Raw genomic sequence first — 22432 nt, 5'->3', positions numbered from 1 at the left:
GGCTTTTTAGTGGTTTCCACTCTTGCACTTTTGGGGTTACATCGATGCGCCAACTCTCTCCCGCAGGCCAGCAGGCCGTTAACGACATTGCCCAGCGCCAGGGTTTCAGCACCCAGGCGGTGGAATCCATGCTGGAGTCGGTTATCAATGGCAATGGCAGCATGGCCCAGTTCAGCCACCCGGAATTTGGCGGCGGTGGGCAGTGGATGTCGGGCGGCATGACCATGATTGGCGATATGTTCAACGGCTACCTGAAAGGCCGGGTCGATAACCTGTGCAGCGAGCTGGCGCGCCTGATCAGTAACCAGCCCGACCTGCTGCGCAGCGGCAGTTTTCAGAGCCAAAACCAAAACGGCAGCACGCAATACAACAGTTCGAACCATTCCAATGGTTCGGGCAATGGCAATAGCCTGTTTGCCCCCGCACCCCCCGACTGGTGGGGCCCGGACCTGCGTTTCCCCAACACCGCTGGCGGACAAAACGACATGCGTTATGCCTACTTTGCCCAGGCCCGGCGCTTGGCGATCGACGTGGGAGGCCAGGTCACGGTGTACGACACGCTGGACCACAGCATTGGCGGCGTGTCACAACAAAGCGGCGGCTACGGCCCCCAGTTCAGCAGCCAGTATGGCTATGTGAACCTGTCGCAATTGCCGGTGGTCAGCATCAATGGCATGGCCCCTCTGGCACCTGCGCCGATGCCCACCCCGGCTTTCAACAGCAATAACAACAACGACACCAGCTACAGCAACAACACGGGTTCCGGCAACGGTGGCGACGTGTTTGCCAGCATCGAAAAACTGGCTTCTTTGCAGGCCAAGGGCATCCTGACCCCGCAAGAGTTCGCCACCAAAAAGGCCGAGCTGCTGAGCCGCCTGTAAGCCACTCGCGCCCCTAAAAAGCCTCCGCAGGGCCGTGCACGACGGTTAGCGGGGGCTTTTTTATGCGTACTGTGGCGCACGGCTGCTTCAGGCCGTTTCCTTGAATGCATGCCTGAGTGCTATTTAATATGTAGCATCTTGCGCATATTGAATCTGCGCCAAAGCTTGTTTTTATACTTAAATTTGCGGCGGTTCTGACCGGCGATGTGGTGGTGCGATGGTCAGGATTTGCACCAATGTGGGGCCGTTGCGGGGTGCTTTATTTGAATATTCAGATACTTTTATCTATGAAATAAGGGTTTTTACTAAACTTGTATCGCATCAAAGTACAAGAACTAGCGCTTTAGGTATTGCTGTTTGCATGGGGCCACTCCTACGATAGCGGCACCGATCAAGTGCACCGCATGTGCTTGCGGGATTCGTCCAAAACCCCAGGAGACACTCCATGAAATTGAAATATTGCGCCGCCCTCGTTACCGCGATGTTCGCTTCTGCTAGCGCATTGGCTGCCACCGAACTGGTGATTGCCACGGTCAACAACGGCCACATGATCACCATGCAAAAGTTGACCAAGCACTTCGAAGCCGCGAATCCCGGCATCACGGTGAAGTGGGTCACGATGGAAGAAGCCGTGCTGCGCCAGCGCGTGACCACCGACATCGCCACCAAAGGCGGCCAGTTTGACGTGATGACTATCGGCCTGTACGAAGCCCCTATCTGGTCCAAAAAGGGCTGGTTGGCCCCCATCGTGACCGACGCGGCTTACGATATTGATGACATGCTGCCCGCCATCCGCGATGGTTTGTCTATGGGCGGCAAGCTGTACGCGGCACCGTTCTACGGCGAAAGCTCGATGACCATGTACCGTGCCGACCTGGTCAAGGCCGCCGGCCTGACCATGCCTGCCAACCCCACCTGGGCTGAAATGGCCAACATCGTGGCCAAGATCAACGACCCAGCCAAGGGTGTGTACGGCCTGTGCCTGCGCGGCAAGCCAGGTTGGGGCGACAACATGGCCTTCCTGAGCACCATGGTCAATACCTACGGTGGCCAGTGGTTCGATATGGCGTGGAAGCCCCAAATCGACACCAAGCCTTGGAAGGATGCCATCACCCAGTATGTGGACCTGATGAAGAAGTACGGACCTCCCGGCGCTTCGGCCAACAGCTTCAACGAAAACCTGGCCCTGATGAACGAAGGCAAGTGCGGCGTGTGGATCGATGCCACCATTGCCGCCTCGTTCGTGAGCGATCCCAAGCAGTCCAAAGTGGCGGACAAGATGGCCTTCACCCAGGCACCCCAGGCGGTAACCGCCAAGGGCAGCAACTGGCTGTGGTCGTGGAATCTGGCCGTGCCAGCGTCCTCGAAGAAGTCTGCTGAAGCACAGAAGTTCATTACTTGGGCTACCTCCAAGGACTACGTGAACCTGGTGGCCAAAGAAGAAGGCTGGATCGCTGTGCCCACCGGTACGCGCAAGTCCACCTACGCCAACCCCGAGTTCCAGAAAGTGGCCAAGTTCGCCACCGAAGAGCTCAAGGCCATCAACAGCGCCAACCCCAACGACAGCACTTTGCCCAAGTCGCCGTATGTGGGTGTGCAGTACGCCGCCATTCCTGAGTTCCAGGCTATCGGTATTGCTGTAGGCCAGCAAATGAGCGCAGCTTTGGCGGGTAAGGTCACGGTCGATGCGGCTTTGAAGACCTCGCAAACTGCCGCTGAACGCGAAATGACCAAGGGCGGTTACTACAAGAAGTAAAGCCCCGGCCGGGTGAACGGAGAGGGCGGTCTAAACGGCTGCCGCTCTCCGCTCCCCGTGGATCGGCTTGCGCTGTGTACGCCTGGCGGGGCTCCCCACTGTGGAGGCTTCGTTCCGCTGGACCGCAGGAAACTGAAAAATGGGCTTTAACTACGGCGCCCCCCAAGAGAGCCGAGGTTACAGGCCTGCGCTTGAAAGCTACACACCATGAGTCGATTTCTCCCCCGTGCACTGATGGCACCCAGCATCGTCACCTTATTTTTGTGGATGATTGTTCCACTGGTGATGACGCTGTATTTCTCCGTCATCCACTACAACCTGATGCAGCCCGACGAAACCGGTTTCGTGGGCCTGGAAAATTTCCGCTACTTCATGTCCGACCCCGACTTCTGGCCGTCGGTGTTGCACACCCTGCAATTACTGGGTTCGGTCATCGTCATCACCGTGGTGTTGGGCGTGGGCCTGGCCTTGCTGGTGAACGAGCCGTTCCCCGGCCAGGGCATCGTGCGGGTGCTGCTGATCTCGCCCTTTTTTGTTATGCCCACAGTGAACGCGCTGCTGTGGAAGCACATGATGATGAACCCGATTTACGGGGTTATGGCGCACGTCTGGCAGTTCTTTGGCCTTACGCCCATCGACTGGATGACCGACTTTCCGCTGCTGTCGGTGATCATCATGCTGTCGTGGCAATGGCTACCGTTTGCCTGCCTGATCTTCATTACCTCGTTGCAGTCGTTGGACCGCGAGCAGATGGATGCCGCCGGCATGGACGGCGCCAACAGCTTCGATAAATTCTTCTACCTCGTGCTGCCCCACATGGGGCGCTCGATTGCGGTGGTGGTGATGATCGAAATGATTTTCTTGCTGAGCGTGTTTGCCGAAATCTTCACCACCACCGGTGGCGGCCCCGGCAACGACAGCACCAACCTGGCCTTCTTGATCTTCAAGCAAGCGCTGATGAATTTTGATGTGGGTGTGGCCTCGGCCGGTGCTTTGTTTGCGGTCATTCTGGCCAACATCGCGTCGGTCTTCTTGGTCAAGCTCGTCGGTAAAAACCTGGACTGAACGGGACCACCACCATGATGAAAAAAGCACCCTTCCCGCTGGCCCGCACCGTGTTTGCGTGGGGCATTGCGCTGTTCCTGTTCTTTCCGCTGTTTTGGCTGGCCATTACGGCCTTCAAGACCGAAGGACAGGCCATTGCAGGCGAACTTTTCTTCTCGCCCACCCTGCACAGTTTTGCCGAAGTGCAAGAGCGCAGCAACTACCTGCTGTTTGCCAAGAACTCGCTGATCACCAGTCTGGGCTCGACTATTTTGGGCATCTTGATTGCAGTGCCTGCGGCCTACTCGATGGCTTTCTTTCCCACCAAGAAGACCCGCGACATCCTGCTGTGGATGCTGTCGACCAAGATGATGCCCGCTGTAGGTGCCCTGGTGCCGGTGTACGTGATGGCGCAAACCGTCGGCATGCTGGATTCGCTGACCGCCCTGGTCATTGTGTTCACCCTGTCCAACCTGCCCATCATGGTGTGGATGCTGTTCAGCGCCTTCAAAGAAGTCCCCAAAGACATTCTGGAAGCCGTGCGCCTTGACGGTGCCACCGTGTGGGAAGAGTTCCGCCACGTGATCCTGCCACTCACTATGGGCGGGATTGCCTCCACCGGTCTGCTGTGTTTGGTGCTGTCGTGGAACGAAGCTTTCTGGGCCTTGAACCTGACCTCCGCCAACGCGGGCACGTTGGCCTCGCTGATTGCCTCGTACTCCAGCCCTGAAGGGCTGTTCTGGGCCAAGTTGTCGGCCGCCTCGCTGATGGCGATTGCGCCGATCATTGTTTTTGGCTGGTTTAGCCAGAAGCAATTGGTGCAGGGTCTTACTTTCGGCGCAGTGAAATAGGGCACACCCCCAGGCTACACGCTGCGCGTTTTCGCCAACCCCCTTGCAGGGGGCAACACCAGTGGCCCGGCAAAGCCGGTTCCACGGTGTTCTTGGAAGGGGCGGCAGCGTTCTTGTTTTGAATATTTGGCAGTCTTTTTTAGGATTCGATCATGTCTTTTCTGCAACTCCGTGGTGTTGAAAAATTCTTTGGCGAGCACCGCGCCATCAAGGGTATCGACCTCGATATCAACAAGAACGAATTCATCGTCTTCGTCGGCCCGTCCGGCTGCGGCAAGTCCACCCTGCTGCGCATGATTGCCGGGCTGGAAACCACCGACGGCGGCAGCCTGCACGTCGATGGCAAAGACATCACCCACCTGCCGTCCTCGCAGCGCGAGTTGGCCATGGTGTTCCAAAGCTACGCCCTGTACCCGCACATGACGGTGTTTGACAATATGTCGTTCGCCCTCAAGCTGGCCAAGGTGGCCCCGGACGAGATCAAGCGCAAAGTCGAGGCCGCTGCCGACAAGCTCAACCTCACCGCCTACCTCCAGCGCACCCCCAAAGAGCTGTCCGGCGGCCAACGCCAGCGCGTCGCCATTGGCCGCGCCATCGTCCGGGCCCCCAAGATTTTCCTGTTCGACGAACCCCTGTCCAATCTGGATGCCGCCCTGCGTGGCCAGACCCGTGTCGAAATCCACAAACTGCACCGCGCCCTGGGCGTGACCACTATCTACGTGACCCACGACCAGGTGGAAGCCATGACCCTGGCCGACCGCGTGGTGGTGCTGCGCGACGGAGCCATCGAGCAGGTGGGCGCACCGCTGGAGCTGTACGACAAGCCCGCCAACCAGTTTGTGGCGCAGTTCATTGGCATGCCGTCGATGAACATCGTCAAGGCCGCCCAACTGTCGCAATTCGGCGCACTGGCCGGCCAGGCCGCAGGCCGCGTGCCCCAGGATGGCCTGATCGGTGTGCGCCCCGAAGGCGTGCGCGTGCTGCCCGTGGGCAGCGCAGGCGTACCCGGCAAGGTCGAGCTGATCGAAGCCCTGGGGGCCGACACCCTGATCCACGTGGACGTGATGGGCACGCAGATGATCTCCCGCCAGGCCGAGCGCACCACGCTACAGATTGGCGACCCGGTCACGCTGGAGTTCGACCTGAACACCCTGCATTGTTTTGACAGCGCAGGCCGCACGGTCGCACTGTCGTAAGGAGTTGCCCAGAATGTCTGCTACCAACTCCGTCATGCTGCACCTGGGCGTGGGCTCGTTCCACCGTGCCCACCAGGCCGTTTACATGCACAAGCTGCGCGCCACCGGCGACACCCAATGGTCGCTGGCCGGGGGCAATACGCGCCCCGACATGCCCGAGACTATGGCGGCCCTGGCCGCCCAGGGCGGTGCCTACACGCTGGAAACAGTCACCCCCACCGACGAGCGCAGCTACGAGCGCATCGAGTCCATCCGCCAGATCGTGCCGTACACGCCTGACCTGGCCGGGCTGATCCAGGTAGGGGCCGATGCCCACACCCGCATCATCTCGTTCACCGTCACCGAAGCCGGTTATTACCTGGATGCCAACGACCAGCTCGACCTGGGCTCCCCCGACTTGGCCGCTGACCTGGAGCGCGCCAAAAACGGCCAGCCCGGCAGCTGCATCTACGCCGCCCTTACCGCCATCCTGCGCGCCCGCATGGCCAGCGGTGGTGGCAAGCTCACGCTGCTGAACTGCGACAACCTGCGCCACAACGGCGACCGCGTGCGCAAGGGCCTGTTGTCCTTTATCCAGCTGGCGGGCGACACGGCTTTGCACGCCTGGGTACTGGCTAATACCACTTGCCCCAACGCCATGGTGGACCGCATCACGCCGCGCCCCGCGCCCGAGCTGCGGGGCCGCGTGCTGGCCGCTACCGGCTGGGACGACGGTGCTGCCATCATGGGCGAATCCTTCATCCAGTGGGTGATCGAAGACAATTTCTGCAACGGCCGCCCTGCCTGGGAAGCCGTGGGTGTGCAGATGGTGGACTCGGTGGCTGCGTTTGAAGAGGCCAAGATCCGCCTGCTCAACGCCACCCATAGCTGCATTGCCTGGGCCGGTACGCTGGCGGGCTATACCTATATCCACGAAGGCACCCACGACGCACGCATCCGCAGAATAGCTTTTGATTACGTCACCACCGACGTGATCCCCTGCCTGGATACGCCTGAGCACCCCTGCCCACTGGACCTGCCCACCTACCGCGATGTGGTGCTGGACCGTTTTGGCAATGCCGCCATTCTGGATACCAACCAGCGTGTGGCCGCCGACGGCTTCTCCAAGATGCCCGGCTTCATTGCCCCCACCGTGCGCGAGTGCCTGGCCCAGGGCCGCAGCATCGACGCCGTGGCCATGCTGCCCGCGCTGTTTTTGGCGTTCTTGCAGCGCTGGCACCGGGGCGAGCTGTCTTATGTGTACCAGGACCAGGCGATGGACCCGGCGGTTGCCCATGCCCTGTGCGATGCGCCAGACCCGGTGGTGGCACTGGCGGGCAACGTCGCTTTCTGGGCCGAGCTGGCTGGCGATCCGCGTCTGGTCGCCGCGCTGCAAAAAGCTACGCTGCAAGTGCACCAGTTCATCCAGAAAGCATGACCACCACCGCCCAAACCTTGCACGTGGACGGTGGTAACGTCCTAGGCTAACAAGGAGATGACCATGGCCAGCCTGCGACAACGTGACCGCGAACCCGAGCTGGAGCACGACCTGGGCCGCCATTTGACTCTGGGCTACGAGCCACTGGAAATGCCCGGCAGCCTGCGCTATCTGGAGCACGGCATCCCCACGCCGCTGGTGCGCTGGCACCAGCACGAGGAATGCGAGCTGCACCTCATCGTGGAGACCCGGGGCAAGCTGTTTGTGGGTGATTACATCGGCCACTTCGAGCCCGGCAACTTGGTGCTCACCGGCCCGCGCCTGCCGCACAACTGGATCAGCAGCGACGGTTCCGACGAAGTCGTCCACCTGCGCGACATGGTGCTGCAATTCTCCGAAGCACCCTTGCGCCAGGTGGGGGCCGACGTGGCCGAGCTGCACAGCGTGCTACCCCTGCTGGAGCGGGCCCGCCACGGCATCGAATTTTTCGACATGAGCGTTGTCGCCCGCGATGCCCTGGTGCGCATCAAAAACAGCCACGGCATGGCCCGGTATGGCGAATTCTTGATGCTGCTAGACCAGTTGGCCCGCTGCACCGACTACCGGCTGCTGTCCACCGTGCAGATGCAAAGCTTTGACGACGATGCCTCGCTGGCACAAATCAGTGGCATCGTCAGCTACCTCACCGAGCACAGCGCCGAGCAGTTCACTATGGGTGAGGTGTCTGAGCGCGTGGGCATGACGGAGAGCCAGTTCTCCCGCTACTTTCGCAAAGCCACCGGCAACACCTTTACCGACTTTGTGAACCGCCTGCGCATCAACCGCGCCTGCCAGTTGCTGATGGAAACCGACCGCTACATCAATAACGTCTGCTACGACGTGGGTTTCAACAATGTGGCCAATTTCAACCGCCGTTTCATGCAGATCAAAGGCATGACTCCCAAAGATTTCCGCCGCCAGGCCGAAGCCCGATTTGGCAGTAAAAACCCCTAGTGCTATATAAAACATAGCTGTTTGCGCAGGTGGAATATGCGGTAAAGTTAGTTTTTCTTTAAAACTAACTTTGGTATGCCAAGCCCTGCGCGGCCCCGGTTATCCCATTTCTACTTCCCCCGAACCTTCTACTCATAAGGCAATGCCATGTACCTTGGACTCGATTTAGGCACTTCCGAACTCAAAGCCCTGCTGCTCGCCGACGACCACCGCGTGGTGGCCGTCGCGCATGCGCAGCTCACCGTGCAGCAGCCCCAGCCCCTGTGGTCTGAACAAGATCCGCACAGCTGGTGGCGTGCGCTGGAGTCGGTGATGGACCAATTGGCGGCCAGCCACCGGGCTGAGTTGTCCGCCGTGCGGGCCATCGGCCTGTCCGGCCAGATGCACGGTGCGGTGCTGCTGGATGCGCAAGACAAGGTGCTGCGCCCGGCAATTTTGTGGAACGATGGCCGCAGCGGTGCGGCCTGCGTGGCGCTGACCGAAGCCGTGCCCGAGGTGGCGGCCATCACCGGCAACCTGGCCATGCCCGGCTTCACCGCACCCAAGCTGTGGTGGCTGCGAGAGCATGAGCCCGAGATATTCAACCAAACTGCCCGCGTGCTGCTGCCCAAAGACTACCTGCGCCTGCTGCTGACTGGCGAGGCCGTGACCGACTGCTCCGATGCGTCCGGCACGCTGTGGCTGGACGTAGGCGCACGCGCCTGGTCGCCCAGGTTGTTGGCGGCCTGTGGCCTGGACGAGTCGCACATGCCGCGCGTGGTCGAGGGCAGCGCCGTGTCGGGTGGGCTGAGTGCCCACATCGCCACCCGCTGGGGCCTGCGTGCGGGCCTGCCCGTGGCCGGGGGCGGTGGCGACAACGCCGCCAGTGCCGTGGGTATGGGCGTGGTGTCGCCGGGCCAGGGTTTTGTGTCGCTGGGCACCTCGGGCGTGGTGTTTCTGGCTACGAGCAGCTTCCGGCCCAACCCGGCCCAGGCAGTGCATGCGTTTTGCCACGCGCTGCCGAACCGCTGGCACCAGATGTCGGTGATGCTGTCCGCCGCCAGCGCGGTGAGCTGGGCCACCAAGCTGCTGCGCTTCGATAACGAGGCGGCGTTGCTGGCTGCTGCGGCCCAGGTATCGCCCAGCGCCCGTGCCAACGCACCGCTGTTTTTGCCCTACCTGTCCGGCGAACGCTCGCCGCACAACAACCCGAACGCCCAGGGCGTGCTGTTCGGTCTGACGCACAGCCATGACGCGGCTGCGATGGCCTACGCCGTGGTTGAAGGCGTGAACTTCGGTCTGTGTGACGGCTGGCGGACCTTAGCCACCGACCAACCCATCGCCGCGCTGTCAGTCGTCGGCGGCGGTGCCCGCAGCGCCTGGTGGTCGCAAGAGCTGGCCAACACCCTGGGCGTGCCGCTGGTCACACAAGAGGGCGGTGCCACCGGCGGGGCCCTGGGCGCAGCGCGTCTGGCTTGGCTGGCCGATGGCGGCGTAGAGGCGGACGTGTGTCTGAGTCCGCCCGTGGCCCAGCGTTTCGAGCCGCTCACCCAGCCCGCCGCTGAAGCTGCCCGTTACCAACGTTTTGGCGCGCTGTACCAGGCGGTACGGGGTAGTTTCTAAAATTTAAGCTTTTTAGGCCTCCAGCGCTTATTCCATAAGCGTGAGAAGCTACTGAATGCATAGCGGTTGGTGGCTGGGCCACAATCGCGCATGCCCACGCCTATCCCCCGCGATCCTGCATGGCAGGTGCTGCACCTCCACCCCACGGCTCCCGCTAAACCGGCGGTGGGCGCGCCTTGCAACGGTTGCGGCGTGTGCTGTGTATCGGCCCCGTGCCCGCTGGGCATCGTGTTGAGTGGTCGCCGCACCGGGGCGTGCACGGCTTTACGTTGGAATGCTGACCAGGCCCGCTACCTCTGCGGAGCCATCAGCCAGCCCGCAGGCGTGTTGGGCCCGCGCTGGCGTTGGGCGGCACCGCTGCTGGGCCGCTGGGCGCGGCGCTGGGTGGCGGCGGGCATTGGCTGCGACTCCACGCTGGAAGTGCAACCGCCGACGGGGACGGATTAGCCCGCGTTTTGCAGCGCCAAGCCCGCATGCTCGCGCAGCGGGTGGAAGTGGATCTTCGGAAAACGCTCTTGCGCCAGCCGCACGTCGTAGGGGGATGTGCACAGGTAGGCCAGCGTTTCAGCCGCGTCGTTCGCCATGCGCATCGGATACGCATCGGTAAAGGCGCGCAGCTCGGCTGGGGTGTCGGCGGTGATCCAGCGGGCTCCCGTGTACTGGCAGCCTTCCAGCCGCACATCGGCATCGTATTCAGACTTCAGGCGGTGCTGCACCACTTCAAACTGCAACTGGCCTACAGCACCCAGCAGCATCGGCCCGCCCACATTGGGGCGGAACACCTGGATGGCACCTTCTTCGCCCAGCTGGGCCAGGCCCTGCTGCAACTGCTTGGTGCGCAGCGGGTTCTTCAAGATCACGGTCATGAACAGCTCGGGCGCGAAGAAGGGCAGGCCGGTGAACTGCAGGCTGGCGCCGTCGGTAATCGTGTCGCCCAGCTGCACGCCGCCGTGGGTGGTGAAGCCGATGATGTCGCCCGCATAGGCCTCGTCCACCGCCTCGCGGCGCTGGCTCAAAAAGGTCACCACGCTGGTCGGGCGCAGCTCTTTGGCGGTGCGCTGCACGCGCAGCTTCATGCCCGGCGTGTACTTGCCCGAGGCCATGCGCACAAAGGCGATGCGGTCGCGGTGCGCCGGGTCCATATTGGCCTGCACCTTGAACACCACGCCCGCAAACGCCTTGTCGTCGGGCTGGATTTCTTTCACCACCGGCTGGCGATTCACCAGCGTGGTGCTGGTGCGCGGCTGGGGCGGCGGGGCCAAGTCCACCAGCGCGTCCAGCACCTCCATCACCCCGAAGTTATTCACCCCGGAGCCGAAGAACACCGGGGTTTGCTTGCCGGCCAAAAAGGCTTGCAAGTCCCAGGCGGGCGAGGCCCCGGCGGCCAGTTCCATGCTTTGCTCGGCCCCTTCAAATTCGCTGCCAAAGCGTTTCAGCAGCTCGGCGCGGTTGCTCAGGGCGATGGTTTCAAACTCTTGCGGCAGGCGCTCCTTGCCCGAGTCGAACACCGTCATGCTCTGGGTGCGGATGTTCATGATGCCGCCAAAGCTCTTGCCCTGGCCCACCGGCCAGGTCATGGGCACGCAGGGCATGCCGAGTTCGCGCTCGATCTCGTCCAGAATGTCCAGCGGCTCGCGCACTTCGCGGTCCATCTTGTTGACAAACGTGATGATGGGCGTATCGCGCTGGCGGCAGACTTCGATCAGGCGGCGGGTTTGCGCCTCCACGCCATTGGCCGCGTCAATCACCATCAGGGCCGAATCCACCGCAGTCAGCACCCGGTAGGTGTCCTCGCTGAAGTCTTTGTGGCCGGGCGTGTCGAGCAGGTTGATCACGTGGTCGCGGTACAGCATCTGCATGACCGACGAGGCCACCGAGATGCCGCGTTGCTTTTCAATCTCCATCCAGTCGCTGGTGGCGTGGCGGGTGGCCTTGCGCGCCTTGACCGAGCCCGCAATCTGGATTGCGCCCGAAAATAGCAGCAGCTTTTCGGTCAGCGTGGTTTTACCCGCATCCGGGTGGGAAATGATCGCAAACGTGCGGCGGCGGCGGGTTTCAGAGGCGTAGGACAAGGTGGTTTCCAGGGCAAAAACGGGGCGCTGCTCCAACCATCACGTGATGGGGCAGGCAACCCGCGATTTTAACCAGGGCCGTCCATCTAACGCCCCGCAAGCCCTTACTTGCCCTCGCGCAGTTCCCGCCGCAGGATCTTGCCCACATTCGATTTCGGCAGGTCGGTGCGGAAAGTGATGGTCTTGGGCAGCTTGTAGCCGGTCAGGTTCTGCTTGCAGAACGCCAGCACGTCGGCCTCGGTTAGCGCCGGGTTGTTTTTGACGACAAACACCTGGATGGCCTCGCCCTGTTTCTCGTCGGGCACGCCGATGGCCGCGCATTCCACCACGCCGGGGCAGAGCGAGATCACGTTTTCCAGCTCATTGGGGAACACGTTGAAGCCGCTGACCAAAATCATGTCCTTCTTGCGGTCCACGATGCGGGTGTAGCCGCGTTCGTCCATCATGCCGATGTCGCCGGTGCGCAGGTAGCCGTCGGCAGTGAACGAGCGCGCGGTTTCCTCGGGCTGGTGGTAGTAGCCGATGGTGACGTTCGGGCCCTTGATGCAGATTTCGCCCGCAGCGCCCAGCGGCAGGTTGTTGCCATCGTCGTCCTTGATGGCGATGTCGATACTGGGCAGCGGCAGGCCAATGGTGCCGGTAAAGCTTTTGTTCAGCACCGGGTTGTTGGTGCCAATGGCGCAGGTTTCGCTCATGCCCCAGCCCTCCACCATCGCGCTGCCGGTGGCTTCCAGCCAGCGCTGGGCCGTGCCCTCGGATGCGGCCATGCCGCCCGCCTGGGTGACGCACAGGCTGGAGAAGTCGATGGTTTTGAATTCGGGTTGCAGTAGCAGCGCGTTGAACAAAGTGTTGACGGCGGGCAACAAGTGGAAGGGGCGTTTTTTCAGTGTCTTGATGAAGCCGCCAAAGTCGCGCGGGTTGGGCACCAGCGTCATGTGCGAGCCCAGGCGCATGCCCATCAGGCACAGCGTCAGGGCGAAGATGTGGTACAGCGGCAGGGCGGCAATGCTGTTGATCTTGCGCGCCTCGCCCACCCCTGCCAGCGCCGGGCTGAACCAGGCTTCGGCCTGGAGCACGGCGGCCACGATGTTGCGGTGCGTCAGGATGGCGCCCTTGGACAGGCCGGTAGTGCCGCCGGTGTATTGCAGAAAGGCGATGGAATCCAGCGTGCTGGCGGTGGGCTGGAGCGTGCGGCCCCGGCCATCGGCCAGCGCCTGGTTGAAGGTGCTGACGCGCAAAGTGCCGTTGCGCGGCAACTGGTAGGCGGGCACCAGCTTTTTGACCCGGCGCACCATGAAATTGACCACCCTGCCATACACCGCGCCCAGCAGGTCGCCCATGTGGGCCACCACCACGTGCTGGATGGGGGTGCGGCCCACCACCTCTTGCAGCGTGCGGGCAAAGTTCTCCAGGATCACGATGGCGGTGGCCCCCGAATCCTTAAGCTGGTGCTCCAGCTCGCGCGGGGTGTACAGCGGGTTCACGTTGACGCAGGTGTACCCGGCGCGCAGCACGGCGGCCATCGTCACGGCAAACTGCGGAATATTCGGCAGCATGATGGCCACCCGTGCCCCGGGTTTCAGCCCCTGGGCCTGTAGCCAGGCGGCCAGCGCGCCCGACAGCTGGTCTAGCTCGCGGTAGGACATCCAGCGCTCCATACACACCGAAAACGGGTTGTCGGCGTGCTTTTTGAACGATTCTTCCAGCAGCTGCGTGAGCGAACCGTAGGCGTTTACGTCAACCGTGTGCGCCACGTCGGCGGGATAATTTTTTAACCAGACCTTGTCCATGCGTTGCTCCTTATGCAGCGATTCTGGGTGGACTGGTAAGTATGTGTTACCGGGCTTGTCCTAATGCGCGGTCGCTTGGGAGACAAGATGGCAGAGGCATGCCGGACAATGCATCTCCCCACAAACGACTCTGCGATGCCTTTTATGCCTCTTGCCTGTCCCCAATGCACCCTGCCCAATAGCTACCCCGACGGGGCCAACTTCGTTTGCGCCGACTGCGGTTTTGAATGGCCCCAAGCCGTGGCCGAGGAGGTGGAAGAGGCCGACGCGGTGGTCAAGGATGCCAACGGCAACCTGCTGGCCGATGGCGATGCCGTGGTGCTGATCAAAGACCTGAAGGTCAAGGGCTCGTCCACCGTGCTGAAGGTCGGCACCAAGGTCAAAAGCATCCGCCTGGTGGGCGGCGACCACGAGGTGGATTGCAAGATGGATGCAGGCAGCTTCATGCTGAAGGCCTGCTTTTTGAAGAAAGTTTGAGTCTTTTAGGCCTCTAGCGCATATTTCATATGCGCTAGAAGCTATTAATTTAATAGCATGCGTGGCCTACTTACCCCAGCGCAGCACCAGCGGATCGAGCCGCCGCGCCGTATCTAACAGCCCCTGGCGCACTTCGGGGTGCATTTCGGGGAATGGGTGGCGCGGGGCCTCGCAGGCGATCACGCCGCCTGCGCGCATCAGCGCCTTGGCCGTCAATATGCCGCCCTGGCGGTTTTCAAAGTTGATCAGCGGCAGCCAGCGGGTGTAGGCGGCCACGGCATCCTCACGTCGGCCAGCGGTGTAGGCGTCCATGATCTGGCGGATGCCGTCGGGATACGAGCCGCCGGTCATTGCCCCCGTGGCCCCGGCATCCAGGTCGGGCAGCAGGGTGATGGCTTCTTCGCCGTCCCACGGGCCCTCTACCGCGTCGCCGCCCAAGCGGATCAGCTCGCGCAGCTTGCTGGCAGCCCCGGCGGTTTCGATCTTGAAGTAGCTGAGCTGTGCAATTTCTTGCGCCATGCGCGCCAGGAAGGCGGCCGACAGCACCGTGCCGCTGGCGGGTGCGTCCTGGACCATGATGGGGATGCTGATCGCGTCCGACAGCCGGGCGTAGAACTCAAAAATCTGCGCCTCGGGCACGCGGAAGGTGGCCCCGTGGTAGGGCGGCATCACCATCACCATCGCAGCACCCTGGGCCTGGGCGCGCTGGCTGCGATTAACGCAGACATCGGTGCTGAAATGCGTGGTGGTGACGATCACCGGCACCCGGCCATTCACGTGCTCCAGCACGCTGCGGGTCAGCAGCTCGCGCTCGTCGTCCGACAGCAAAAACTGCTCGGAAAAGTTGGCCAGGATGCAGATGCCGTGCGAGCCCGCGTCGATCATGAAGTCGATGCAGCGCTTCTGGCCGGGCAGGTCCAGTGTGCCGTCGGGGTGGAAGATGGTGGGCGCGACGGGGAATACGCCTTTGTAACGGGCAACCATGGCGGTCATTCGGTGATGACGAACTGGTCGAGAAAGTCGGTGTTCAGCGTCAGGCCCAGGCCCGGCGTGTTGTCGTCGAGCTGTACAAAGCCGTTCTCGGCTACCGGCTCGCCCTTGAAGATGTAATAAAACAGCTCGTTGCCCACTTCCACGTCGAACATCGGGAAGTATTCGCTCATCGGGCTGGCGATGGTGCTCATGGTCAGGTGGTAGTTGTGCATTTGGCCGGCGTGCGGAATCACCGGCACGCTGTAGGCCTCGCACAGCGCGTTGATCTTGTGTGCTGCGGTAATGCCGCCCACGCGATTCGTGTCGTACTGCACCACGCTCACGGCTTTTTTGTCGAGCAACTGCTTGAAGCCATACAGGCTGAATTCGTGCTCGCCGCCGCTGATGGGGACGATGTTCATGGCGTTGAGTTCGGCGTAGCCGTCGATGTCGTCGGCAATCACCGGCTCCTCCAGCCAGCGGGGTTCAAACTTGGCCAGCTTGGGCAGCATGCGCTTGGCGTATTCCAGGTTCCAGCCCATGTAGCACTCCAGCATCAGGTCGTTGTCATAGCCAATCACTTCGCGGATGGCAGCCACCGATTTCAGGTTCTCGGCCACGCCGTGCTGCAGGTGCGCCGGGCCGTAGCCAAAGCGCATCTTGAAGGCGGTGAAACCCTGGTCCTTGAAGGTCTGGGCTTCCTTTTGCATCTCATTCAAATCGGTGCGGTACAGCTTGCTGTAGTAGCAAGGAATCTTCTCCTTGGTGCGGCCCCCCAGCAGCTTGAAGACGGGCTTGTTGACCGACTTGCCCAGGATGTCCCAGATGGCCAGGTCGATGGCCGAAATCGCGCCCATTGTCACGCCCTTGCGGCCCCAGGCGTGGGTGGCGCGGTACATGCGCTGCCACAGGTATTCATAGTCCCAGGGGTCCTGGCCGATGACCAGCGGGGCCAGATATTCGTCGATGATGGCCTTGGCGATCTTGGGGGCCAGAGCCACATTGCCCAGGCCGATGATGCCGCTGTCGGTTTCAATCTCCACCACCGTCCACGAGTGGAAGCGGAAGGTGCTCATGCTCTCGGTCTTGGAATAAACCAGGTCCATCGCGTTGGAGCAAAAGTTGCCTTGCGGGGGCACGGTTTTGCCCTTCCACTCGAAGACGCGGGCGCGGACGGCGGTGATTTTCATGGTCGCTCTTTCAGTGTGTTGCTTGTGCCAGACCCATGCGGGCGGCGATGCGGAAGGCGTTGTAGGTGGCGTTGATATCGGCCTTGCCGAGCCCCGCGATGTCGTAGGCCGTGCCGTGCGCGGGCGTGGTGATGGGCACGGGCAGGCCGCCCTGCACGGTGACGCCCTTGCTGAAACCCATCAGCTTGATGGCGATCTGGCCCTGGTCGTGGTACATGGTGACGATGGCCTGGTATTCCCCGTCTCGCGCTTTCAGAAAGATGGTGTCGGCCGGGAAGGGCCCGTCCACCGCCATGCCCTGTGCTTTGAGTGCGGCCACCGCCGGGGCGATGGTGTCGATCTCTTCGCGTCCGCAGGTGCCGCCGTCGCCGCCGTGCGGGTTGAAGGCCGCCACCGCCACCTTCGGGTTGGCAATGCCGCTGGCCTGCAACGAGCGGTAAATCAAGGCGGCTGCCTGCTGGATGCGCTCTTGCGTGAGGTAGCTGGCGGCATCCTTGAGGGGGATGTGGGACGACACGCGCGAGGTCCACACATCGCCCAGCGTGTTGAACTCGCAAAAGTAGCTTGTCACACCCAGGTATTCGGCGAAATGGTGCAGCTCGTCTTCATGGCGCAGGCCGCCTTGCTTCATGGCGAACTTGTTCAGCGGGGCAAAGCAGATCGCGTCCACCTCGCCGCGCTGGGTCGCGTCCATGCAGGCGTTCAGCACTTGCAGCACCGATGCACCGCCGATGGCCTGGGCCTGGCTGCGCACCACCTGCTCGGGGGCCACGGTGTCCATCGGCAGCCAGGCGGGCAGGCTGGTGTCGGTACGGGCGCGCACCTCGGCAAAGCTGCGCACCGGCTGGGTGGCGACCTGTACGCCCGCGACCTTTTGGCCGTCGGCCCAGAGCCAGGCATCGCCCACCAGCACGATGTTGGCGTGGGTGGTGGCATCGGTCTGGCCCAGCAGCCGGGCAATCAGCTCGGGGCCAATGCCCGCAGGGTCGCCCAGGGTGAGGGCCACCACAGGTAGAGGCGCGGGTTTTATGGGGTGCATGGTTTCTCCAAAGTTAGTTGACGCAACGAACGCCCGTCCGCCAGAAACACCGCAGAACTGGCTTTGCCAGGCTGCTGGTGTTGCCCCCTGCAAGGGGGTTGGCGAAAGATGCGAAGCACTGCAGCCTGGGGGTGAGCGATAGTTCAGTCGAGTTTGATGTTCTTGCGCTTGATGAGGTCACCAAAACGCTGGTATTCGGCGTTGTGGAATTCCTGAAATTTAGTCTGCGCCATAGGCGTAACTTCTGCGCCAATGCCGTCCAGCCGGGTCAGGGTTTCGGGCATGGCCAGCACTTTATTCACCTCGGCCAGCACCCGCTCCTGCACGGCTTTGGGCGTGCTGGCGGGCATGTAGATGCCGTACCAGGCGCTCATTTCCACGCCTTTGACGCCTGCTTCGGCCAGGGTCGGCACGTCGGGCAGTTGGCTGTTGCGCTTGGGCGCGGCGACGGCCAGGGCCTTGACCTTGCCCGCCTTGATCTGGCCGATCACCGAGGGCAGGGTGTCAAAGCTCATCTGCACCTGGCCACCGATCAGATCGACCATCGCCGGGCCGCTGCCCCGGTACGGGATGTGGGTGACGAACACGCCCGCCGCTTCCTTGAACAGCTCGGCTGCAATGTGCTGCGTGCTGCCCGAGCCGCTGGTGGCGTAGTTCAGCTGGCCGGGCTTGGCCTTGGCCAGCTTGATGAGCGATGCCACATCCGTGGCCCCCACGGCGGTGTTGACCACCAGCACATTCGGCACCGAGCCCACAAAGGCCACTGGCACCAAGTCTTTGTTGCTGTCGTAATTCAGCTTGAGCAAATGCGGCGCAATCGCCTGGGCGGTGGACACGCCCATCAGCAGGGTGTGGCCGTCGGTGGATTTGGCGGCCACATCGGCGGCCAGGGTGTTGGAGGCACCGGGTTTGTTCTCCACCACCACGGCTTGCTTCAGCAGCGGGCCGAGGCGGTCGGCCACGGCGCGGGCCATGGCGTCGGTGCCGCCGCCGGGGGCCGACCCAACCAGAATTTTGACCGGCTTGCTCGGCCATTCTTGGGCCTGTGTGGCAAAGCTGGTGCAGGCCAGGACGGTGGCGGTGGCCAGCCAAAAGGGGGGGTGCATAAGTGTCTCCAAATCGTTGTATAGGCTGGATCTTAGAAAGACGATTGATTCCCGTATAGTGAAAGTATTTGATGTATTGATTCCCTGGGGTTATCAAATGACGGCCACTACCGACACCACCGCCCAGCTGCTGAACCGCTTGCGCATGCGCCAGGTGGCCCTGCTGCTGGCGATTGACGCGCACCGTACCCTGCACGCGGCCTCGCAGCAGCTGGGCTTGACCCAGCCAGCGGCCACCAAAATGCTGCACGAGCTAGAGGACGCGCTCGGCCAGCCGCTGTTTGACCGGGTGGGGCGCGGCCTGCAACTCAACCCGGCCGGGCAAGCGGTAACGAACACCTTTCGTGGCATGCGCGGCACGATGGAGGCGCTGGGCCGCGAGTTGCAAGACCTGCGCCTGGGCGGTGCCGGCAAGCTGTTCATCGGCAGCATCATGGCGGCGTCGCCGGTGCTGCTGACCGACACGCTGATCCGCCTGAAAGAGGAGTTTCCGCTGCTGGCGATCGAAATTGCGGTGGACACCAGCGACCGGCTGGTGGAGCAAATGCGCGAAGGCGTGCTGGACGTGGTGATTGGCCGCATGCTGGGCCCGGCACGGCAGAACCACGCCTTTCGCCCGATTGGCGAGGAGCCGCTGTCGGTGGTGGTGGCGGTAGACCATCCGCTGGCTGATGCATCCAGTGTGTCGTTTGACGAGCTGTTGCGTTTCCCCTGGATTTTGCAGCCGCATGGCAGCCCCATGCGCGAGGTGCTGGAGCAAGAATTTCGCGACCACCACACCAGCTTGCACCGGGGGCTGATCGAGACTTCGTCCATCCTGACCACCACCAACCTGATTTTCAAAACCCAGATGATTGCGGTGATTCCCGAGTCCAGCGCCAGCCGCTACCAGACACACGGGTTGTTGAAAATCCTGCCCTACACCATCCACCACAAGCTGGCCGCCTACGGCAGCATCGTGCGCAGTGACCGGCCCGTGGGCGTGGCAGCGGCCCGGTTTCTGGAGCTGTTGCACACTTAAGTTTTTAAGCTTTTTAGGCCTCTGGCGCATATTTCATATGCGCTAGTAGCTATTGATTTTGTAGTGCGTCGCGCAGCCAACCCAGCCCGGCCGAGGTGCCGCGCCGGGGCCGGTACTCGCAGCCCACAAAGCCGGTGTAGCCCAGGCTGTCCAGCAGCGCGAAAAGGTAGGGGTAGTGCACTTCACCCCCGTCTGGCTCGTGCCGCTCGGGCACCCCGGCGATCTGGATATGGCCAACGCGGCCCGTGGGCAGGTAGGAGCGCAGTTGCATCGCCAAGTCGCCTTCCATGATTTGGCAGTGGTACAGGTCCATCTGCACCTTGAGATTCGGCGCGCCCACGGCCTGCACCACGCTGTGCGCCTGGGCCTGGTGGTTCAGGAAATAGCCGGGCATGTCGCGGGTGTTGATAGGCTCGATAAGCACGTCCAAGCCCGCTGTGGCGGCCTGCTCGGCGGCCCAGGCCAGATTAGCCTCATAGACCGGGCGCAGGCTGTCTCGGCTGTGGCCCGCAGGCAGCCGCCCGGCCATCACGTGGATGCGCGGGCAGGCCAGGGCGTGGGCATAGTCCAGGGCCTGGGCAAAGCCTTGGCGAAACTCCGCTTCGCGCCCCGGCAGGCAGGCCATGCCGCGTTCGCCCGCCTCCCAGTCGCCGGGCGGGGCGTTGAACAGCACCTGTTGCAGCCCGTGCGCTTGCAATTGCGCGGCCAGATCAGCCGCCGCAAAAGCGTAGGGGAACAGAATTTCCACGGCGGTGAAACCGTCGGCAGCGGCGGCGGCAAAGCGGTCGATGAAGGCGTGCTCGGGGTAGAGCATGCTGAGGTTGGCGGCGAATTGGGGCATCAGGCTATTTTGTAGGCTTTTTAGGCCGCTAGCGCATATGAAACCTGCGCAGGCAGCTCTTTAATTGATAGCGATAGTGATATCGCTGTCCAGCTGCACATCCGCCGCCAGTTCCCCCAGCGCCTGCACCTGCGCATACAGCGGGGTGAAGTCGGGGGCGGTCAGGTCGAACAGCTGCTGGAAGCTGTCGATCACGAAGTAGCTTTGCTGGTAGCTGTCGATCTTGTAGCGGGTGCGCATGCAGCGGGCCACGTCCAGCGCGATGCGTTGCGGCTCCGGGCTGCGCACGCTGTGCTGCAACTCGCCCGCCGAGCTAAGAATGCCCGCGCCATAGGCCCGCAGGCCATCGGCCTGGCGCACCAAGCCAAACTCAATCGTGTACCAGTACAGGCGGCTCAGCAGCTCGCAGGCCCCGAGCCGGTGCGCCTTCAGCCCGCCCGCGCCGTAGGCCTGCATGTGGTCGGCAAACACCGGGTTGAACAGCAGCGGTACGTGGCCGAACAGATCGTGGAACACATCGGGTTCGACGATGTAGTCCAGCTCGGCGGGCGTGCGGATCCAGTCGGTCACCGGGAATTGGCGGTTTGCCAGCAGGGTGAAAAACGCCAGCTCGGGAATCAGCCCCGGCACGGCCACTACGGACCAGCCGGTGGCCGGGGTCAGGCGGGCGTTGATGTCTGCAAAGCGCGGAATGTGGTCGTGCACACCCAGCAAGGGCAGGGCGGTGATGAAGGCATCGCAGGCCAGGCCCGGCAGCAGGGCCGACTGGCGCTCGAACAGGCGGCGGTAGGTATCGTGGTCTTGGGGCGTGTAGGCCGCGTAGTTTTGCGGGCAGGTGTAGTCGGCGGCAACCAGGCCGCCCCGGGCGTAATCGCCACGCGGCGGGCGGTCGCTGCTGCCGTAGACGGTGGGTACTGTTGTGGGTTCGGGGGCCATGCTGTCTCCTCTGGATAGAGAGCCACTGTAGCCTTGGGGTGATTTGTCATTGCTGCAAATTTAGGAAAATTGCGCAGGAAAACTGCAAAATACGGGCAATGGAAACACTCGACAAGATTGACCGCCTGATTTTGCGCAGCCTGCAAGCCGATGGCCGTGCCACCTACGACCAGCTTTCAGAGCAGGTGAGTCTGTCGCCCAGCGCGGTGTTGCGCCGCGTGAAGCGGCTGGAGGACACCGGGGTGATTGACCGCTACGTGGCGCTGGTCAAACCCGAGGCATTGGGGCTGGGGCTCACGGCGTATTTGAATGTGCGGCTGGAAAAACACACCGAAAGCCACAAACGCAACCCGATGGACGTGTTCCGCGCCAGCGTGCAGACCTGGCCCGAGGTGGTGGAATGCGCGTCGCTGACCGGCGAGATGGACTATTTGCTGCGCGTGGTGGTGCAGGATATGGCGGCCTACGCCCGCTTCATCATGGACACGCTGCTCAAGCACCCCAGCGTGGAAGACTGCAAAACCAGCTTTGTGCTGGACCACGTGAAGGCCACCACGGCGTTACCTGTGTAGCGGTTCAGTCGGCGTATTTGGTCTGGCGCAAGCGCAGGCCAAAGGCCACCACCAGCACGCCAAAGCCCATCGCAAAGCCGGTTATCAACCAGCCGATCGTGGTGCTGAAGTTGTTGGGGATGATGAACAGCAGCACGCCCAGCAGTACGGCCAGCACGCCCGACAACACCAGGCTCCACTCGCCCTGGATGGACTGGCGCATGCGCCGCGCCGCCACGATCTGGCAGATGCCCATCGCCAGTGACCACAGGGCCACCAAATTGGGCAGCCCCATCGGTGTGCCGGGCAGGGCAAAGATGAACCCTCCGGCCAGGACGCCGGCTGCTCCGGCCAGCGCCAGCGCGACCCAGGGGCGGTTTTTCTCGCGGATCTGGTAGGCGGTGAGCAGCACGACAAAGCCGTCGGTCACTACATAGGCCCCCCAGACTTCGGTGAAGGCCTCGAATTCGCGGTTGGACACCAGCAGCGCCACCACCCCAAACATGATGGCCACCAACCCGCGAAACACCACCCAGCCCCACTGGCGACCCATCTGGGTTAAAAAATAATCGGTGTAAATACGCATGGTGCGGCGTCCTGTCTGTGAATTAATACCGGAATTGCTTTTGCACATGGATTGCATGCAAAGTTTATGCCTGTTGTGTGAGTTTTTACCCGGGTCCATGCGGTTTTGCAA

At 62.4% G+C, this 22432-nt stretch carries 21 protein-coding genes; 12 read left to right on the top strand and 9 right to left on the bottom strand.

Features of this window, described 5'->3' with window-relative positions; translation table 11 throughout:
• The first annotated feature begins 44 nt into the window (after positions 1-44).
• The 9 genes from AC0969_RS08095 to AC0969_RS08055 all read left to right on the top strand — a co-directional run bounded on the left by AC0969_RS08095 (position 45) and on the right by AC0969_RS08055 (position 10187).
• Positions 45-881, top strand: coding sequence for an SHOCT domain-containing protein (locus AC0969_RS08095; RefSeq protein ID WP_479623642.1), 837 nt, complete (start codon positions 45-47; stop codon positions 879-881).
• A 445-nt stretch (positions 882-1326) separates the two neighbouring features.
• Positions 1327-2637: an ABC transporter substrate-binding protein gene (locus AC0969_RS08090; RefSeq protein ID WP_479623641.1), complete on the top strand. Its 1311-nt coding sequence runs from the start codon at positions 1327-1329 to the stop codon at positions 2635-2637.
• Positions 2638-2844: 207 nt separating this feature from the next.
• Positions 2845-3702 (top strand): carbohydrate ABC transporter permease, encoded by an 858-nt coding sequence (locus AC0969_RS08085; RefSeq protein ID WP_479623640.1) that lies wholly within the window; start codon positions 2845-2847, stop codon positions 3700-3702.
• A gap of 17 nt (positions 3703-3719) precedes the next feature.
• Positions 3720-4532 (top strand): carbohydrate ABC transporter permease, encoded by an 813-nt coding sequence (locus tag AC0969_RS08080; protein ID WP_479623781.1) that lies wholly within the window; start codon positions 3720-3722, stop codon positions 4530-4532.
• Positions 4533-4684: 152 nt separating this feature from the next.
• A complete protein-coding gene (locus AC0969_RS08075) occupies positions 4685-5728 on the top strand; it encodes an ABC transporter ATP-binding protein (RefSeq protein ID WP_479623639.1) in 1044 nt (347 codons plus the stop codon).
• A gap of 34 nt (positions 5729-5762) precedes the next feature.
• Positions 5763-7145 (top strand): D-arabinitol 4-dehydrogenase, encoded by a 1383-nt coding sequence (gene dalD, locus AC0969_RS08070; RefSeq protein ID WP_479623780.1) that lies wholly within the window; start codon positions 5763-5765, stop codon positions 7143-7145.
• 63 nt (positions 7146-7208) lie between these two features.
• Positions 7209-8138: an AraC family transcriptional regulator gene (locus AC0969_RS08065; protein WP_479623638.1), complete on the top strand. Its 930-nt coding sequence runs from the start codon at positions 7209-7211 to the stop codon at positions 8136-8138.
• A 147-nt stretch (positions 8139-8285) separates the two neighbouring features.
• Positions 8286-9740 carry a xylulokinase gene (gene xylB, locus AC0969_RS08060; protein ID WP_479623637.1) on the top strand — a complete coding sequence of 485 codons (1455 nt, stop codon included), beginning with the start codon at positions 8286-8288 and terminating at the stop codon, positions 9738-9740.
• Positions 9741-9830: 90 nt separating this feature from the next.
• Positions 9831-10187 (top strand): hypothetical protein, encoded by a 357-nt coding sequence (locus tag AC0969_RS08055; RefSeq protein ID WP_479623636.1) that lies wholly within the window; start codon positions 9831-9833, stop codon positions 10185-10187.
• Here AC0969_RS08055 and AC0969_RS08050 read toward each other — a convergent pair.
• Together AC0969_RS08050 and AC0969_RS08045 are read right to left on the bottom strand one after the other, a co-directional pair.
• Positions 10184-11812, bottom strand: a complete 1629-nt coding sequence (locus tag AC0969_RS08050) for a peptide chain release factor 3 (RefSeq protein ID WP_479623635.1) — start codon at positions 11810-11812, stop codon at positions 10184-10186. The genes AC0969_RS08055 and AC0969_RS08050 overlap by 4 nt on opposite strands.
• A gap of 104 nt (positions 11813-11916) precedes the next feature.
• The gene (locus AC0969_RS08045; RefSeq protein ID WP_479623634.1) at positions 11917-13602 is read right to left on the bottom strand and encodes an AMP-binding protein; all 1686 of its coding nucleotides are present in this window, start codon (positions 13600-13602) and stop codon (positions 11917-11919) included.
• A 135-nt stretch (positions 13603-13737) separates the two neighbouring features.
• Here AC0969_RS08045 and AC0969_RS08040 point away from each other — a divergent pair, with 135 nt between their 5' ends.
• Positions 13738-14079, top strand: a complete 342-nt coding sequence (locus tag AC0969_RS08040) for a zinc ribbon domain-containing protein YjdM (RefSeq protein WP_479623633.1) — start codon at positions 13738-13740, stop codon at positions 14077-14079.
• Between the two features lie 66 nt (positions 14080-14145).
• On the opposite strand, the gene AC0969_RS08035 is transcribed toward AC0969_RS08040, so the two are convergent.
• The 4 genes from AC0969_RS08035 to AC0969_RS08020 all read right to left on the bottom strand — a co-directional run bounded on the left by AC0969_RS08035 (position 14146) and on the right by AC0969_RS08020 (position 18386).
• The gene (locus tag AC0969_RS08035; RefSeq protein ID WP_479623632.1) at positions 14146-15063 is read right to left on the bottom strand and encodes a dihydrodipicolinate synthase family protein; all 918 of its coding nucleotides are present in this window, start codon (positions 15061-15063) and stop codon (positions 14146-14148) included.
• Positions 15064-15068: 5 nt separating this feature from the next.
• Positions 15069-16241, bottom strand: coding sequence for an L-rhamnonate dehydratase (locus AC0969_RS08030; RefSeq protein ID WP_479623631.1), 1173 nt, complete (start codon positions 16239-16241; stop codon positions 15069-15071).
• 10 nt (positions 16242-16251) lie between these two features.
• The gene (locus AC0969_RS08025; protein WP_479623630.1) at positions 16252-17280 is read right to left on the bottom strand and encodes a 4-hydroxythreonine-4-phosphate dehydrogenase PdxA; all 1029 of its coding nucleotides are present in this window, start codon (positions 17278-17280) and stop codon (positions 16252-16254) included.
• 143 nt (positions 17281-17423) lie between these two features.
• Positions 17424-18386, bottom strand: a complete 963-nt coding sequence (locus tag AC0969_RS08020) for a Bug family tripartite tricarboxylate transporter substrate binding protein (protein ID WP_479623629.1) — start codon at positions 18384-18386, stop codon at positions 17424-17426.
• 97 nt (positions 18387-18483) lie between these two features.
• Here AC0969_RS08020 and AC0969_RS08015 point away from each other — a divergent pair, with 97 nt between their 5' ends.
• On the top strand, positions 18484-19407 hold the full coding sequence (locus AC0969_RS08015; protein ID WP_479623628.1) for a LysR family transcriptional regulator: 924 nt from the start codon (positions 18484-18486) through the stop codon (positions 19405-19407).
• Between the two features lie 49 nt (positions 19408-19456).
• Here the strand turns inward: AC0969_RS08015 and otnI are convergent, their stop codons facing one another.
• Positions 19457-20248, bottom strand: a complete 792-nt coding sequence (gene otnI, locus AC0969_RS08010) for a 2-oxo-tetronate isomerase (protein WP_479623627.1) — start codon at positions 20246-20248, stop codon at positions 19457-19459.
• Between the two features lie 60 nt (positions 20249-20308).
• Positions 20309-21184 carry a phenylalanine 4-monooxygenase gene (gene phhA, locus AC0969_RS08005; RefSeq protein ID WP_479623626.1) on the bottom strand — a complete coding sequence of 292 codons (876 nt, stop codon included), beginning with the start codon at positions 21182-21184 and terminating at the stop codon, positions 20309-20311.
• 98 nt (positions 21185-21282) lie between these two features.
• Here phhA and AC0969_RS08000 point away from each other — a divergent pair, with 98 nt between their 5' ends.
• The gene (locus tag AC0969_RS08000; protein WP_479623625.1) at positions 21283-21756 is read left to right on the top strand and encodes an Lrp/AsnC family transcriptional regulator; all 474 of its coding nucleotides are present in this window, start codon (positions 21283-21285) and stop codon (positions 21754-21756) included.
• Positions 21757-21760: 4 nt separating this feature from the next.
• Here AC0969_RS08000 and AC0969_RS07995 read toward each other — a convergent pair whose 3' ends face one another.
• Positions 21761-22321, bottom strand: a complete 561-nt coding sequence (locus tag AC0969_RS07995; protein ID WP_479623624.1) for a DUF308 domain-containing protein — start codon at positions 22319-22321, stop codon at positions 21761-21763.
• Between the last annotated feature and the right edge of the window lie 111 nt (positions 22322-22432).

The organism is Rhodoferax sp. LB1P47 (assembly GCF_056521445.1).
The sequence above is the reverse complement of the archived record's forward strand: the minus strand, read 5'-3'. Positions and strand labels throughout refer to the sequence as shown.